Here is a 16,037-nt window from a genome sequence, read left to right as displayed (position 1 = left end):
CTGCTGTTCATCCGTTAGCTCCAGGCGCACCATTTCTGCCATTTGTGTTATCGATATTTGTGTTGCCGCCATTTAAACGTCCTGTCCCGCACGCTTCGGATTGCAGGAATAATGACCATCATTTTTAATGGACATTAGCGTTTCCAACACCTGACATGACGTCACTGAGGTACAGCTCTTCGATTTTAATGAAACGTTATCCTGTACCGGGCAGGGAGACGATAAGTTCTCTCCCACAACCAACATCAGTGAGCTCTTCATTCACTTCCGGCGTGCTGATCTGTTAAAGATAGTTGTATTAGCGCAGGTCCACGGTACGACAGAAATGTTACGAATAGAGGAGGGCGGCTGCGCCCCGCAGGACGCAGCCGGATATCAGAAGGTCGTCCAGTTTCCGTCTGCATCAGCAGGCGTTTCTTTCTTCACTGTGGCGGGTACAGATACGATTGCATGCCGGGTGACTGGGGGAGGTGAGACCGCCGCAAGCGTGAACACCGACACCGACTGCAGCAGCAGGGATGCCTGTTCGCGCAGGCTCTGCGAGGCTGACGTCGATTCCTCGACCAGTGATGCGTTTTGCTGCGTCACACCATCCATCTCCGTTACGGCGATGCCAACCTGCTCAATACCGCGAGCTTGTTCGGCACTTGCAGCGGTAATTTCCTCAACGGTGTCACTTAACTGGCCGACCGATGACACGATATCCGCCATCGTAGTCACAGACCGGTTAGCCAGGATGCTGCCTGCACTTACGCTTGCCGAGTTTGCCTCAATCAGCTGACGGATTTCACCGGCCGCCGTGGCGCTGCGGCTGGCCAGCGTGCGTACCTCACCGGCGACGACGGCAAAACCTCGTCCCTGTTCGCCTGCGCGTGCTGCCTCTACTGCCGCATTAAGTGCCAGTATGTTGGTCTGGAAGGCAATGCTGTCAATCACCGATGTAATGTCCGCAATCCGGCCGGAGCTTTCGCCGATAGATTTCATGGTGCCGGAGATGTCGGCAGTGACCTCGTTGCCTTGACGGGCGACTTCCCGCACGTTGACGGCAAGCTGTGCCGCCTGGCGGGCATTGTCGGCGTTATTTCTGACTGTCACGCTGAGCTCGCTCATGGTAGCAGCCGTCTGCTCCAGCGCGCTGGCCTGCTCATCGGTGCGCTGCGACAGGTCTGAGTTCCCCTGCGCAATCTGCAGGCTGGCTGCGGCAACGCTCTCGGCGTTCCGGCGTACTGTGCTGACCGTTTGCGCCAGCGAATCCTGCATCTCAGCCACTGCGGTAAGCAGCATGCCGGTTTCATCCCGTCCGCTGACAGGTACAGCCTGACTCAGGTCGCCGCGTGCGATGCGTTGTGCGGCAGCAAGCGTTATGTTCAGCGGGCGGGTAATGCTGCGGGTGATGAGCCAGGCTGCGGCCGCAGCTAGCAGAACAGCGGCAGCACTCAGCGAAGTCAGCAGAATAGTGGCCGTATTTCGCTCATCTTCAGCAGCACTGCGCGCCGTTTGCATCTGTTCTTCCTGAAAAGAGACCAGGTCTGCAATAGTTTTCAGATAGTCAACCTGGGTCTGGTAGCGCGGACCAAGAAGAAGTTGCGCGGCCTCGTCCCGCTTACCCGCCATTCCCAGCGCGACAACATCATCAGAAAAGGCCAGATACTGAGTGCCGGTGCTCCTGATTGATGCAATCAACTCCCGGCTTTTGGGCGCCTTCAGCATGGCGTCGACCTGATCAACCGTCGCAGTGATTTTATCATGTACCCTGTCATAATCTTTTTTAAAGACTGCCTTCCGGTCAGGAGCATCTGCCAGAACAACGTTACGGACCAGCCGGCTAAGGTCAGTTGAATAGTAACGCAGATTAGTTGCAGCTGAGGCCTTCTGATAACGGCTGCCGGCAAGCGTATCCGCCGTTTCTCCCAGAGACTGAATGCGGCTAAATCCGGTAAATGCAACGATGACCAGAAGAAGAAGGATGAAGGCAAACGCAGCACCAAGCCGCGTGCCTATTCTGATGTTGTTCATAATGTTCCTGACTGAAATAACGTTTGTTTAATAAAGCGTTACATGGGCAAAACGCTTCTCTCTTATTTTTGTAAGGTCGTTCAGAGGCTGTTGTGGGCTATTGCTGTATGCGGCTTGCGCAAAAAGTCGGACTACAGGGAATGCATATCGATGCACTTACCTGTTCATACTTTGTTGATTTCGTAAAGATTAAAACGGGTATTGCCCGGCAGGGCTGGTGACAGAAATAAAAAAAACGACACAGAGCAATCAAGCCGGGAACCGCTTCTTAGAGGACAAACGCTGTCAGTGACAGAGGCAATCATACCGACAGGCATAGCTTTTATCGGTTCGCTTATCGAAAACTTTATTGCTGGTGAAAGATTACACCTGAGCGAGCGTATGCATTTCCGTTGGTAAAGGGTGAGTGCTTCTGCCGGAATCTTTATCTCCGTGAAACATAACCCTATTGATGTTCGCTTTAATCGAGAAGCGGACATTTTTATCAGGGCTGGATGCTCCCGGAGTGTTGTAACCGGTATTACTTAATAACGTCGAACAATCCAGCCACATACCAGGGGACTAAAGACAGGTGCTTTTCTCAATTATCTGCAGACAGGTTCGCCAGGCTAAACAGTAGAAAAATTAACTATTTACTTTACTTATGCTGTTTGTGATCCGGCCGATAACATCAGTGTCATTATTTTTTACTCACAGGGAGCAATTATGTTAGGCAAATTATTTGGAAAGCCTGCGTCCGTTCAGGAGGCCAGGCTGCCGGTATTACCTGAAGTGCCAGCTGAAGAGCTCCGGCCAGATAGTACGTTACCCGCCTCTATGGACAGTTTTCTGGCTCTGATGCCAGAGCTGTTGTGGATGTGTGAGGGTAAAGAAATTACCGACAGCACCAAATTATGGATTTCATCGGCTGCACCATTGGGTTTGCCACGTGGGAGTGGCGATCTCTCCACTCTGTCGGCGCTCTGTTCGCTTGTTCATGATGAAGATAAAAATCATTTCAGACAGCTTTTACGAAATGCTCAGCCTGGTCCTTCTCCGGGTACAAAACATGAATGCCGTTTTATGACGGCAGGCGGCAGCTATGAATGGTTTCAGGTAGCGGTAAAACGTGAACGCAGCGCCGATGGTACCCGCCAGAGACTGGCGGGGACGCTGCTGAATATCAGTAACGATAAGACGCATGAAAGTGAATATGACATTGTGATGACACGCTTCAACCTCTCGCGTGAAATGCTGAATGACGGACTCTGGGACCTCCAGGTTATCAATGGTGATGCTCTGCACCCGAATAACGTTTTTTGGTGGTCTCCACAGTTCAGAAAATTGCTGGGATTTGAGACGGTTGAAGAATTCCCTGATGTCATTGATAGCTGGGCTTCGCGTCTTCATCCCGACGACAGTCAGCATACGCTGGATGCCTTCATTAAACACCTTAACGACCATTCAGGTGCAACAGGTTATGACGTTGAATACCGTGTCAGACTCAAAAATGGTAATTACCGTTGGTTCCGTGCTCGCGGTCAGACCCGACGCGACAAGGACGGTATACCTCTGCGGGCGGTCGGTGCACTGATTGATATACAGACGTTAAAGGATCAGGAGGTACAGAATAATAGCGAACGTCAGCGAAGAGATGACGCAGCGGCTTCTGTCAGAGAAATTGCTGATTTAGTCTCTGAAAATGCCAACATCGCTGCCCAGATTAAACTCATCTCACTGAACGCAAGCATTGAGGCCGCAAGAGCGGGCGTTCAGGGACGGGGCTTTTCTGTCATTGCCAGTGAAATTCGCGAACTGGCAGACAGAACCGCTGAGATAACAGAAAACATAAGCCGCCTGCAGGTCCGGCTTGATGCTTCCTCGCGCCTTTAAAGAGCATTGTGCAGCATGGGTTCAAAAGCACATTTCCAGGTTTAATCCTGTGAAGTGTGCTCTTTAGTTAAAAGAAAACTGAATTATCAGCGTGGGCAGCTCGAATCAATTATACCGCTGCTTATTCTGTCCGCTTCTGTAACTAAGTGGATGCTGAAACTTCAGGCCACGATATAATCAGCTGCTGAATTTATAAATAAAGGTATCGTCAATCACTCCCATGCTATCCAGTCTATCAGAAGCTAATATGGCTTCAGGTTTGAACCCACACTTTAATGCAACAGACTGACTGCGCACGTTACGTCGGGCAGTGCGAATTTCGATTCTTATAGCGTTAAAAAATTCCGAGGCTATTTTTGTAGCCAGCTTGCATGCTTCGGGCATTATGCCTTTTCCCATCGCATCCGTGGCAAGCCAGTACCCGATCTCGAAATAAGGAATAGCACGATTTCTTATGAATAAGCTTATACAACCTAATAGCTCATCTGACGTACAATCAATAATCAAAAACTTATATTCTGCTCTGTCATTCAGGAAGTTTTCTGCTGCTTCCAACATATTCTCCCTGACTGAAGAAAACGAATGAAAGCCAGGAGACCAGAGTAGAAACTCATGATGAAACGAACTAAATTCATTTAGTTTACGTTGCATTTCTTCTGAACGACTCAGGTCTGGCGCAGTCAGATAAAAACGGTCGTGTTGCAATAAATAAGCAGGAATTTCATCAATATGCATCTTCATCCTTCCGTTTATACAACCTTTATATTTAATTAACACACGTCGGAAGAAATTGCATCCGATTCAGACAGAACGGACTAGTGAAAAAATGGATTACTCAATGACAAGCTGGAGACGTGTACAGCTAAAAGTATCATCGAAAGATTTTAATTCAATGGGCGGGTAACGGGGTCCGCTTCTGGCACAAAGCGAACGTGCCCCCATTTTAATACGATTACGCCAGGCAAGATAGCGAACCGGCGACACCCTCCCGACTGGCATATCATGCTCATGAGCGCTGCCGATGATGCCCTGAAGACTGTATTAGCCGCCAACAATCATTAGCGCGCCGCCCGAGGCAACCGGGTCATGGATAAACCTAAATCGATCAGGCATACGACCGCTTTTTAGCGAGGTGGCAGGGTGCAGCAGTAGCGTATTCGATCCCCTATCCAACAGGATAATGACCGGCACCTGATTGATCAGGCGCTGTCAGAAGGCAGACTTGTGACGGCACGCGGTCTGGCCTTTAAGCGGAAAGTAAGGCGCGCTTAAATGAGAAAATATGCGCACGTGCGGCTTCAGCTGCGCGTTGCGTATCGCCTGATTCCAGCGCCGCAATGATTTCATTATGTTCAGCGATCACTTCATCCATATGCGCCACGTTGGAAAGTGTGGTGGCCCAGAAGCGCTGCGCCTGTGCATGAATCACGCTAAGGATATCAGCAAGATGACGATTACCGGCAATCTCAGCCAATACCTGATGAAACTCGCGATCCAGCAGCATCATCTGTTCACGGCTGCGTAACTGGCTCGCCTCATCAATTTGCTGATTAAGATGACGCAGATGCTGAAGCTGCGTATCCGTCACCTTCTGGCTGCCAAGCTCAATACAGAGCGTTTCATTTACCAGCCGTACTTCAATCAACTCCAGCGCGTCATCAATCGATAATGGCGCCACCATTACTCCTTTACGCGGGATAATTTGCAGTAGACCTTCGGTTGCGAGGCGATGAACCGCCTGGTTAACCGGTGTACGACCTATCGCCAGATCGTCCATCACCTGAGCGGTGTTAAGGTATTCACCAGGTTTATAACGCAGCGTAATGAGTTTGTGCCTGAAAGCCAGATAGGCTTGTTCATTAAGAGAAAGGCTTTTATCTGCGCTGCCTGGGTTCACATTTTCCGCCACTGATTCACTCATCACCACGTTCCTTTTTTTACCTATGAGACATCTTACACAAAAATCTGGCATGAAAATCGCTAGTTTAAAATTACTGTGAAATTTCACTGTGATTTCAATCCGGAGGTTTTCTTATGCAGTTGCGATTCTCTACGGGCGACAAAGCCGCTGCCACACTGAACGTGGACGTTACACATTTCATTATTGCTGGCTGGGCCGGCCGCGACAGGGAAGCCGTGTTGCACCATATCCGTGAATTAGAAGCGCTCGGTGTGCCCGCTCCCGGTGCAGTACCACTTTTTTACCGGGTTGCGGTTAATCAACTCAGCCAGCAATCACAGCTTGAAGTGGTTGGCGAGCATACCTCCGGCGAAGCCGAACCATTCGTCTTCTCGCATCGCGGCGAGTTGTGGGTTTCACTCACGTCTGATCATACCGACCGCCATCTGGAAACCTTCAGCGTTGCGCTCTCTAAGCAGGCGTGTATCAAGCCGGTCGCCAGCGTCGCGTGGCGCATGAACGACGTTACCGAACACTGGGATGTGCTTGAACTCAGCTCATGGATCAAAGAGCAGGATAAATGGGTCATTTATCAGCAGGGCACGCTGGCATCACTGCTGACACCACAGGACTTGCTCGCGCGCTATTTTAATGGCGGTGTCGCGGAAGAGGGCGTTGCTATGTCCTGCGGCACGCTGGGCGCAATTGGCGGCATCCGGCCATCCAGCGAATTCCGCATGGCGCTGCACGATCCGGTGCTTAATCGCACGCTGGAACACGCCTACACCACCGGCGCGCTGCCGGTGGTGGCATAAGGAGACTGCCGATGACCACACTCTGGCAAGCCAGTCAGCAGTTGCAGAGCGGTGATGCTTTGCCCGAAGCATTTACTGAATCCGCGTTGCAGGCCGCACAAAATCCTGAACAACAGGGCTCATTGGTGTTCACGCAACGCTATGCAGCTTCGGGCAGCGCGGCAAATGCTCGCTGGCAGGCGAAGCAGGCGTTAAGTGCCATTGATGGACTGCCTGTCAGCATTAAAGATCTGTTCGATGTCCAGGGAGAGGTGACCACGGCCGGTTCACGCTTACTGGCCGATGCGCCAGTGGCAGTTGCTAATGCCAGCGTCGTCGATAAGTTGCTGCTGGCGGGCGCCGCAATCGTCGGTAAAACCACTATGACGGAGTTCGCTTTTTCGGGCTTAGGCATCAATCCACATTACGGCACGCCAGTCAATCCGTGGCAGCGCGAGCAGCAGCGTATTCCCGGCGGATCATCCTCTGGCGCGGCCGTTGCGGTTGCTGAGGGCATGTGCCTTGGTGCCGTTGGCACCGATACCGGCGGTTCGGTACGAATCCCTGCTGCACTCTGTGGCCTGACTGGCTTCAAACCCACGGCAGAGCGCATCAACCAGAGAGGAACGTTACCGCTTTCGACCTCACTCGACAGCATCGGCGTGATCGCGGACGACGTGCGCAGCTGCTGGTTGCTGGATAGCATCATTGCCGATCGGCCGCTGGATTTACAGTTGCTGGATCTGCGTAACGCGCGCTTTGCCGTGCCGCAAACGCGCGTGCTGGATGGTCTGGATCAGCATGTCGCGCAGGCCTGGCAGCATGCCATCACGCTTCTTAAGCAGGCGGGTGCGACAGTTATCGACATCACGTTGCCTGAGCTGGATGAGCTTAACGCTATGAATGCGCGTGGCGGCATCACGGCTTATGAAGCCTGGCAATGGCATAAAAAAACCGTGCAGGCACAACCTGAAGCTTACGATCCCCAGGTGCTGGCGCGCATCCAGCGCGGCAGCCATCTCACCGGACAGGATGCCATTGAGCTTTACCAGCAGCGTGCTGCCTGGCAACAACGCATCAACGCAGCGCTGAGTGATTTTGATGCGTTACTGATGCCAACTGTTCCGCTTGTCGCGCCCACTATCGCGTCACTCAATGATGCGCAGCGCTATATGGAGATTAACGCGTCGATGCTGCGCAACCCCAGCATTATCAACATGCTGGACGGCTGTGCTCTTTCTTTACCCTGCCACCGACCGGGTTCTGCTCCGGTTGGCCTGAGCCTTGCTTCGATTCATGGTGATGACGCCAGCCTGATCAGCTGGTCGCTTGCTGTGGAAACTGCCCTTAACCCGAGATCCTGATGATGACTAAACCCCACGGCATGCTGTATGTCGCCACCAACATTGGCGCTGAAGATGAGGCTGACTTTAACCAGTGGTATGACCATGAACATGTAGAGGAACGTGTGGCAATTACAGGATTCTTGAGCGGTACACGCTATCAGGCCATAAACGCTGATCGTAAATATCTCGGTTTATATGAAACCGATTCGCTGGAAGCCTTTACCAGCGCCGATTATCACGCCGCATTCACGCACCAGACGGCATGGTCGGTAGAGAATCTGCAAAAAATGGTGAATCCCATGCGCCGGGTGAGCGCAGTAATGCACAAGCATGGCAAAGGCACGGGCAATCAGTTAGCTGTGTTGACGCTGCAAGCGATCAATGACAGCGCGCTAAGTGCCTGGCAGCAGCAAATAAGCCAGACGCCGGGCTACATCTCCTCCAGCGTGCTGGTGCCAGACAGCGTCCTGAGTTCGCCATTACCGAAAGAAAGCCAGGATCATCGGAAAATGCAGCCGATGCTGCTGATTCATTGCAGCGATGCACTGTGCTGCGATCGCCTGGCTGCTGCCGCGGCACAGGCATTTGCGGGAGATATACAGCGTTATGCCCTCAACTGGCAGTTAACAAAACAGGAGCTGACCCATGGCTGATACCGATTCACTGCACCATGCGGCAGGCGCAGTGCGTACCAAATCGAAGACCGGGCGTCTGGCTGCTGCCAGTTCGATTGGCACCGCGCTCGAGTGGTACGATTTTACCGTTTACAACATCATGGCCGCGCTGGTGTTTAACCATGTCTTTTTCCCCAGCTTCGATCCGCTGGTCGGAACCATTCTGGCATTTTCAACCTATGCGATGGGCTATATTTCACGTCCGCTAGGAGGCTTCGTGTTCGGCCACCTTGGCGATGTTGCGGGGCGCAAAGCGGTGTTGATCATCACGCTGGTGATTATGGGCGTAACCACGGCGTTAATGGGCTTGCTGCCGGGCTATGCGGTCTGGGGCATCTGGAGCCCGGTTCTGTTAGTCGCACTGCGGTTTGTACAGGGCATCGCGCTGGGCGGCGAATGGGCAGGGGCCGTGTTGTTATCGATGGAGCATGGCGACGCGAACAAACGCGGGCGTAATGCCTCATTTGCGCAGGTTGGCCCATCCTGCGGCACGCTGATCGGTACTGGCTTTATTACGTTGGTTACGGTCATGATGAGCGCCGATCAGTTTCAGGCGTGGGGCTGGCGCATTCCTTTCCTGCTAAGCCTGGTACTGGTAATTTTTGGCCTGTGGCTGCGTCGCGGTGTGGAAGAGACGCCAACCTTTGTCGCCATGCAGGAACAAGAGAAAACCACGCACACGCCGTTAAAAGAGGTTTTCGTAAACTATCCGAAACAGCTATTCATTGCCGGTGGATCGCGTATCGGCTCCGATGTGCTTTACGCGCTGGTGGTCGTTTTTACGCTGACCTATGTCACCACCGTACTGCAATTACCGCGTCCACTGGCGTTAATGGCTACGATGCTAGGCGCAATAGTTAACGCGATCACGGTGCCGATGTTTGGCGCGCTTTCAGATAAGTGGGGGCGACGCCCGATTTACATTACCGGTGCGCTGCTGGCGGTTGTCTGGTCTTTTCTGTTCTTTGTGTTGCTCGATAGCTCGCATCCGGTGCTGATCGTGCTGGCGGTGATTGGCGGTTTGCTGATCCACGCGATGATGTACGGACCGCAGGCAGCGTTTGTCACTGAGCAGTTCCCTGGTCATGTGCGTTACGCGGGTTCATCCCTGGCATACACTCTGGCGGGAATTGTCGGCGGTGGTTTTGCGCCCCTGATCATCACCACGTTATTTAAAGAGACGGGCAGTACGCTGTGGGTTTCTTTGTACGTCAGTTTCGCATTGGCGATTACGCTATTCGCTTTGTGGAAAGCCAAAGAGACTGCTCATCGTCAGGATTAAGGTTGTCATGGCGAAGGATTGCCTTTATCTGTTCAGCCCAGCAAAAATCTTTCTATCTTCACAAGGGAAAGTGGAATTCAGCCCTTATTTTTATGCCTGAATTCAAGAACGCATAAATATACCTTATGTAAAAACATGATTTTCATGTGTTTAATCACTTAATTATGGGAACGACTGGTCGCTGCTTAGAAGTTTGCCGCTGGCACAGAGCGTACGGATGTCAGGCTATCAAATCACGGGACATCTGATTTTCTGAAAGGGAAAAGCCCCTCGCTGAGATGACAGAACAACGCTAACGAGCTTACTCAATTTACAAAGGCAAACCACTTGCCCGGAGCATGCAATTCTTAACTTTTTCTGAATACTGTCTATGCTTTCTCCTGCGCTGTTTTTTAGCGTTGTCAATCACCCTGCGTAAATAAACACCATGCGTCGTTTCTTCAGGAAGGCATCCACAGCATGCTCTTTTGAATGTCGGCTTCTGGGATAAAGCGGACTAACACGCGAGCCAATATTCACTATGAGTGAGGAGCGGACATAAAGTTTTAGAATGCACTGAAGCAGGAAAGCATCTGGATTAACCTTGCCGATCTTCTGGGTTATCAAATCACTTTTGTTCCGCTCCATCCATATCGTTGAAAAACACCATATCTTTGTAGGGATGCTTCAAACATGCACTAAGGCGACTGTTTAAATCCCCATCATGAATTTCCAGCTTGTGCCCATCAGGATCCAGAAAGTAAATGGACTTTCCTTCACTTTTGTTCGATTTCCATTCCTTAATCCCAAATGATTTTGAGTGATTAGCAAACACATCAAAATCTTTGCTTCGAATACTGAAGGCATAGTGAGTGTAATCCTGCCGAGGACTAATCTCGTCAGCAGAAAGACACAGCCACAAATCACCCAGACAAAGGTAAGCACCAGAGGCCCATCTGGCCTTAGGTGTAAAACCTAATGTCTCCACGTAAAAATCAAAACTTCTGGAAATGTCGTTTACAGCGATTGTTATATGGTTCAGCCCAGTAAGCATTTACGGTCTCTTAAGCAAGCCCAGGAAAGTTACAAGCTACCATAAATCTTTACTTCCCTCAGTTGAATGAGAGTCGCTTCGCAATGTCTGCTTCTGGCACTAAACGGACGATGTACCGCAATACCGATTTTGCCCGCAGTCTCCAGCGCAAAGTTTTATTGTGTCTTTCAAACGTATTGTTGCTGTTTTATGGCAACCGCCTCTTTTCCTTATCGCTGAATAATATCCACCCTGTGGTTGTGGGCATCATCCACTAAATGAATCTTGTCGTCAGGCAACTGGATGCCATCCAGTGTGACCTGATACTCACTTTCACCACGCGAAATAGTGATGCAATACTGACTCTGTCTGTGTTGATACGTCATGCTAAATGAAGGCCAGTCATCGGGTAACTGCGCATGGATGATAAGCGTATCACCGTGACGTTTTATTCCGAGCAACTCTTCAGTCACCAGACGATAGGCCCAGCCCGCGGAACCGGTGTACCAGCTCCATCCAGCCCGCCCGATATGGGGGGGGACACTGTACACATCGGCACTCATAACATAAGGTTCTGCCTTGTACGTGTTGATGCCCTCAGGTTGCAGTGTGTGGTTTATTGGGTTGATCATTGACCAAAGTCGCCAGGCTCGCGATTTTTCCCCCATACGCGCAAACGCCATCACAGCCCAGATTGCACCATGCGTGTACTGCCCGCCGTTCTCCCTTACGCCCGGCAGATAACCCTTTATGTAACCCGGGTCAGACCCGTGGCCATCAAACGGGGGGGTTAACAGTTTGATCAGGCCCGCATCTTCATCTACCAGATAGTTGTCCAGCGACTGCATTGCCTGGGCACTACGTACAGGATCAGCTGCGCCAGACAGGACGGACCAGCTTTGAGCAATCGCATCAATACAGCACTCCTGTGACCCTCGTGATCCCAACGGCGCACCATTGTCAAAATAGCCGCGCAGGTACCATTCACCATCCCAGGCCGTAGATTCGAGGTTTTTTTGCAAGCGCAACGCTTCTGAATGGCATAATGTAGCCACGTCGGCATCCTGTCGCTGCTCAGCCAGTGCCGCAAAACGCTGTAAAATATCGTAGAGGAAAAAGCCGAGCCAGACGCTTTCCCCTTTGCCTTCAATCCCAACCAGATTCATACCATCATTCCAGTCGCCAGCCCCCATCAGCGGCAGACCATGCTCGCCAAAGAGTAATCCCCGTTCAACGGCTTTTACGCAGTGCTGCCACAGTGTTTCTTCGATATGGCTTATAACCGGAGTATCGTAAACAGACTCTTCGCCGGGCTTGAGCTGACGGCCTTCGAGATAGGGAATGTGCTGCTCAAGCACGCCGCTATCCCCCGTTATATCTACATAGTGACAAACTGCGAGCGGGAGCCAGAGGTAGTCATCCGAACAGCGGGTGCGCACACCATTGCCGAGCGGAGGATGCCACCAGTGCTGAACATCCCCTTCAGTGAACTGCCTTGAGGCACAGAGCACGATCTGGCTGCGCAATCGCTCCGGTGCAACATGGCTCAGCGCCAGTGTATCCTGCAGCTGGTCGCGAAAACCAAATGCACCGCCGGACTGGTAATACCCGCTGCGCGCCATAATGCGGCAGGCTATCGTCTGGTAGAGTAACCAGCCGTTCACCAGCAAATCAACACTGCTATCGGGTGTCTGAACCACGACTTTATCAAGAATTTTGTGCCAGAAATGATGAATCTGGTCCAGTGACTGGCGTGCGTTATCCTCATTCAGAAAATGGGCAAGCGTCTCCTGAGCCTGAACCAGGTTGCCTGCCACGCCGAGGACAAAAACAAAGATTTTCTGGTCACCATCGATAAGGGTGGCTGTCGACTGTAGCGCGGCACAGGGATCAAAACCGGCCCCCGTCTGGCCTGAGAGTCTGCGCAATGTTAGGGCGGCTGGCGCGTGTAGTGAGCCATTGCGCCCCACAAACTCACGACGGTTACCCGTTACCGTGCTCAGGGGATCATTGACGGCGAAAAAAGCGGTGCGTTCACTGCCGTCAGAACCATAAAAGTTATTTGCCATTACCGCATTACCGGCAGACAGAGTGTGCGAATGCGTAATGATATGCGCGGCAGAGTGTGCACGCGTTGCCCCAAGTGTCCACTCCACGTAGCCGGTGACAGCTAATTTACGCGTCCGGCCCGAATGGTTACTGAGCTTCAGGATCGCAAGTTTAACCGGGGCCTGTTCGGCTACCAGTATCGTCAGTTCACTGTCTATCCCGTTTTCACGGTGGGCGAAGACGCTGTAACCAAAACCATGGCGAGTAAGATAGTCGCCTTTCCCGCGTATGGGCAAGATCATGGGTGACCAGCACGCACCGCTCTCTTCATCGCGCAGATAAAACGCTTCGCCGCTTCGGTCACTCACCGGATCGTTTTCCCAGGGCGTTAAACGGTATTCATGGGCATTTTCAAACCAGCTATAGGCCTGTCCGGCTTCCGAAATTACACTGCCAAAATTGTCGTTTGCCAGTACGTTTGACCAGGGCGCTGGCGTCGGTTCATTCTCTCTTAAGCGGATCTGATACTCCCGGCCATCCTGAGAAAATCCACCGTATCCATTGAAATGACGTAACGAACCCGTATCCGGTATCCAGTCGGTATGGTGATTGTTACCGGGTATTATCTCCGGCACAAAAGGCCTGGCGATGATATTTGTCGCGCCAGTGCGTTGGTTAAGTTGTTCTTTAATGCTGTCAGCACGATCATCCAGACTCAGGCAGGCCACGCTCATCAGCAACAGCTTATCCTCGGCAGTTAAATGTTCGCCGTTTCGTACAAAAATTCCACCGGGTTTATCCAACAGGCTGGCTTCTGAACCCGCGTAGATTGAATCCATAATCTGTGTCTGTAACACCTGTTGGTAGCCACCGGCACTGTTATTCAGAATCACGAGATCCACTTCCAGCCCTTTCATTCGCCAATATCGATGCGCCTGGATCAGTGTGGCAACGGAGGCGATTCTTTCCTCGCTGGTGAGGGTAAGCAGAACAATCGGCAAATCGCCTGAAATACCCCAGCCCCACAGGCCAGACTGACCACGCCGGTTACGACTGATAGCCTGTTGGTCACTGCGTAATTCCTGGCCGGGATAAAGAACTGCGCTGGCGAGGCGGTTAAATAAGGTTGCGTCCCCTTCACTGGCATTCATCTGCCGTAACACGACCAGACTGTGAGACCAGGCCAGTTCAAAAACGCGATTGGCGATAGGATGGTCGCGATATTTTTCCATTAATTCGAGACTTTGCTGACGGTTTTCACTGATGCCATACACGATATCAATGGTGACAGGTTGTCCGGGCTGGAGTCTGATCGCGTGAGATATCGACAGTATTGGATCCAGCACGGCCCCGAAAGTGTTGCTGAGCGGCCCGTCTGTGTTTACCGCCAGAGCATCTGCCGGACTTCTTCCACGACCAAGAAATCTGGCCCTGTCAGTTTCAAACGATACGTTTCTGGAACAATCACCCTGTACCACCATCATATGAAACAGGTACGGGCTTTGTTCATCCGGTGAGCGTGAACGTCGATGGCACAGGATGGCATCCCGCGTGGGATCTATCTCAGTCTGGATAAACAGGTTGCTGAATGCAGGGTGCGCCTGATCGCTGGCGTCCGGTGCCAGCACCACTTCAGCATAGGTCGTCAGTTCTAACGTCCGCGTTGTTCGACCATGATGCATCAGAGTGACACGACGTAGCTCAATGTCATCTTCCGGGGAAACGACAACCTGAGTTTTAACGCTAATCGATCCGAGCACGCGTCTGAATTCAGCGCCCGCATCGGTAAAAATAATTTCATCATTGCTGATATCCGCCTTACTACCCGTAGGTTGCCAGGTAGTACTCCATACCTCGCTGGTCAGTGGATCGCGGATATAGCAGAATGTTCCCCAATTATCACGAGTGGTATCGCTGCGCCAGCGCGTGAGCGCAATGTTTTTCCAGCGACTATAACCACCACCGCCGGTTGTTATCATCAGATGATAATGTCCATTGGAAAGTAATTGTATTTCCGGGGTCGGGCTGTCCGCTCCGGTGAAAATGCGTGGTTCATAGCGTACCGGCTTAACCCTTCCTTCATGGGACTCAAAATGACGACGCGGACTATAGAGCTCGACTGCATCAGGTACGCGCTCCTGCAACAGTAGACTGGCCGTTCTGAAAGCGGGACTTGACATGAATCGCGTGGCCATTGGCGCATCAAGCAGCAGATGCCCCAGCGCCTGGAAGGCCATACCCTGATGGTGCGCCATCCAGGACTGTACGACTAAAAAAAGCTGACCGGATGCCAGACGCGATGGCGTATAGTCCAGCGCTTCATAAAACCCATATTCACCGTGCGCGCCGTTTTTCTCCAGAGTGAACAGATTTTCACAGGCTTTCTGCGGGGCAACCAATAACGCCAGCAGGGTGGCATATGGCGCAACAACCATATCGTCAGCGAGTCCACGCCGAAGACCCAGACCGGGTACGCCAAATGCCTGATACTGATAATTGTGTTGGACATCAAACGCATGATAGCCAGATTCGGAGACACCCCATGGCACACCACGCTCTTTACCCCAATCTATCTGCCGTATCACCGCGGATTTGCTCATCGTATCCAGCAGGCTGCCGTGCCATGTCGGCATCACCAGATTCGGCATCAGATATTCAAACATTGAACCGCTCCATGACATCAGGGCGGTCTCCCGATCTATGGTGGTAAACAGGCGGCCGAGTGCATACCAGCTTTTAATCGATAGCTGATTTGTCGCAATAGCAACAAAACTGGTCAGGCGGATTTCAGAGGGAAGAAGATCGTAATGGCTTTTGTCCAGCGCGTTGGTTTCGCAGTTGTAACCCACACTCAGCATACTGGTCGCACTATTGTAGAGAAATGCAAAATCCATTCGTGCATGGTCAGCCAGTCGTTGCTCAAGTTCGCTGATAATGTTCAGCCGTAGCCTGGCCTGGCTTATTACAGCGGTCGGAAGAGGGACGCCATCAATTGTTGCCGCGCCTGCCAGTTCAATCAGCGCAGGCAATGACTGCGTATCAGACGTCACGGACAACCCAGGGACAAATCAGGACAACATACGGCAAGCGTG

10 protein-coding genes and 1 pseudogene are annotated in these 16,037 nt (G+C 51.9%); 5 read left to right on the top strand and 6 right to left on the bottom strand.

Annotated features, from left to right (window positions below; genetic code table 11):
* Window positions 1–375: 375 nt before the first annotated feature.
* A complete protein-coding gene (locus tag BY447_RS20365; RefSeq protein ID WP_110332037.1) occupies window positions 376–2,016 on the bottom strand; it encodes a methyl-accepting chemotaxis protein in 1,641 nt (546 codons plus the stop codon).
* A 705-nt stretch (window positions 2,017–2,721) separates the two neighbouring features.
* On the opposite strand from BY447_RS20365, the gene BY447_RS20360 reads away from it, so the two are divergent.
* Window positions 2,722–3,888: a PAS domain-containing protein gene (locus BY447_RS20360; RefSeq protein ID WP_110332036.1), complete on the top strand. Its 1,167-nt coding sequence runs from the start codon at window positions 2,722–2,724 to the stop codon at window positions 3,886–3,888.
* Between the two features lie 177 nt (window positions 3,889–4,065).
* On the opposite strand, the gene BY447_RS20355 is transcribed toward BY447_RS20360, so the two are convergent.
* The 3 genes from BY447_RS20355 to BY447_RS20345 all read right to left on the bottom strand — a co-directional run bounded on the left by BY447_RS20355 (window position 4,066) and on the right by BY447_RS20345 (window position 5,809).
* A complete protein-coding gene (locus BY447_RS20355) occupies window positions 4,066–4,623 on the bottom strand; it encodes a GNAT family N-acetyltransferase (RefSeq protein ID WP_041456465.1) in 558 nt (185 codons plus the stop codon).
* 306 nt (window positions 4,624–4,929) lie between these two features.
* Window positions 4,930–5,079: a glutamine amidotransferase gene (locus BY447_RS23665; RefSeq protein WP_158280084.1), complete on the bottom strand. Its 150-nt coding sequence runs from the start codon at window positions 5,077–5,079 to the stop codon at window positions 4,930–4,932.
* Between the two features lie 55 nt (window positions 5,080–5,134).
* Window positions 5,135–5,809: a GntR family transcriptional regulator gene (locus BY447_RS20345; protein WP_013196056.1), complete on the bottom strand. Its 675-nt coding sequence runs from the start codon at window positions 5,807–5,809 to the stop codon at window positions 5,135–5,137.
* A 113-nt stretch (window positions 5,810–5,922) separates the two neighbouring features.
* Between BY447_RS20345 and BY447_RS20340 the strand changes: the two genes are divergently transcribed.
* From BY447_RS20340 to BY447_RS20325, 4 genes are read left to right on the top strand one after another with little or no spacing between them, the layout of a single operon-like run.
* Window positions 5,923–6,603 carry a DUF2848 domain-containing protein gene (locus tag BY447_RS20340; RefSeq protein WP_110332034.1) on the top strand — a complete coding sequence of 227 codons (681 nt, stop codon included), beginning with the start codon at window positions 5,923–5,925 and terminating at the stop codon, window positions 6,601–6,603.
* Between the two features lie 11 nt (window positions 6,604–6,614).
* Window positions 6,615–7,946: an amidase gene (locus tag BY447_RS20335; protein WP_110332033.1), complete on the top strand. Its 1,332-nt coding sequence runs from the start codon at window positions 6,615–6,617 to the stop codon at window positions 7,944–7,946.
* A complete protein-coding gene (locus tag BY447_RS20330) occupies window positions 7,946–8,581 on the top strand; it encodes a DUF4286 family protein (protein WP_013196059.1) in 636 nt (211 codons plus the stop codon). The genes BY447_RS20335 and BY447_RS20330 overlap by 1 nt, the downstream gene beginning before the upstream one ends.
* The gene (locus BY447_RS20325; protein ID WP_110332032.1) at window positions 8,574–9,884 is read left to right on the top strand and encodes an MFS transporter; all 1,311 of its coding nucleotides are present in this window, start codon (window positions 8,574–8,576) and stop codon (window positions 9,882–9,884) included. The genes BY447_RS20330 and BY447_RS20325 overlap by 8 nt, the downstream gene beginning before the upstream one ends.
* Window positions 9,885–10,491: 607 nt before the next feature.
* Here BY447_RS20325 and fos read toward each other — a convergent pair.
* Both fos and BY447_RS20315 read right to left on the bottom strand, forming a co-directional pair.
* On the bottom strand, window positions 10,492–10,917 hold the full coding sequence (gene fos / locus BY447_RS20320; protein WP_110332031.1) for a fosfomycin resistance glutathione transferase: 426 nt from the start codon (window positions 10,915–10,917) through the stop codon (window positions 10,492–10,494).
* A 209-nt stretch (window positions 10,918–11,126) separates the two neighbouring features.
* A pseudogene (locus tag BY447_RS20315) lies at window positions 11,127–15,980 on the bottom strand (GH36-type glycosyl hydrolase domain-containing protein); the annotation flags it as partial.
* Between the last annotated feature and the right edge of the window lie 57 nt (window positions 15,981–16,037).

The organism is Pantoea sp. JKS000250 (assembly GCF_003201065.1).
GTDB lineage: Bacteria > Pseudomonadota > Gammaproteobacteria > Enterobacterales > Enterobacteriaceae > Pantoea > Pantoea vagans.
This window is presented reverse-complemented; position numbering and strand designations above follow the sequence as displayed.

Bases quoted from the DNA above. Each gene is read 5' to 3' on its own strand.
- BY447_RS20365 (WP_110332037.1), bottom strand. From the start codon at position 2,016: ATGAACAACATCAGAATAGGCACGCGGCTTGGTGCTGCGTTTGCCTTC.
- BY447_RS20360 (WP_110332036.1), top strand. From the start codon at position 2,722: ATGTTAGGCAAATTATTTGGAAAGCCTGCGTCCGTTCAGGAGGCCAGG.
- BY447_RS20355 (WP_041456465.1), bottom strand. From the start codon at position 4,623: ATGCATATTGATGAAATTCCTGCTTATTTATTGCAACACGACCGTTTT.
- BY447_RS20345 (WP_013196056.1), bottom strand. From the start codon at position 5,809: ATGAGTGAATCAGTGGCGGAAAATGTGAACCCAGGCAGCGCAGATAAA.
- BY447_RS20340 (WP_110332034.1), top strand. From the start codon at position 5,923: ATGCAGTTGCGATTCTCTACGGGCGACAAAGCCGCTGCCACACTGAAC.
- BY447_RS20335 (WP_110332033.1), top strand. From the start codon at position 6,615: ATGACCACACTCTGGCAAGCCAGTCAGCAGTTGCAGAGCGGTGATGCT.
- BY447_RS20330 (WP_013196059.1), top strand. From the start codon at position 7,946: ATGATGACTAAACCCCACGGCATGCTGTATGTCGCCACCAACATTGGC.
- BY447_RS20325 (WP_110332032.1), top strand. From the start codon at position 8,574: ATGGCTGATACCGATTCACTGCACCATGCGGCAGGCGCAGTGCGTACC.
- fos (WP_110332031.1), bottom strand. From the start codon at position 10,917: ATGCTTACTGGGCTGAACCATATAACAATCGCTGTAAACGACATTTCC.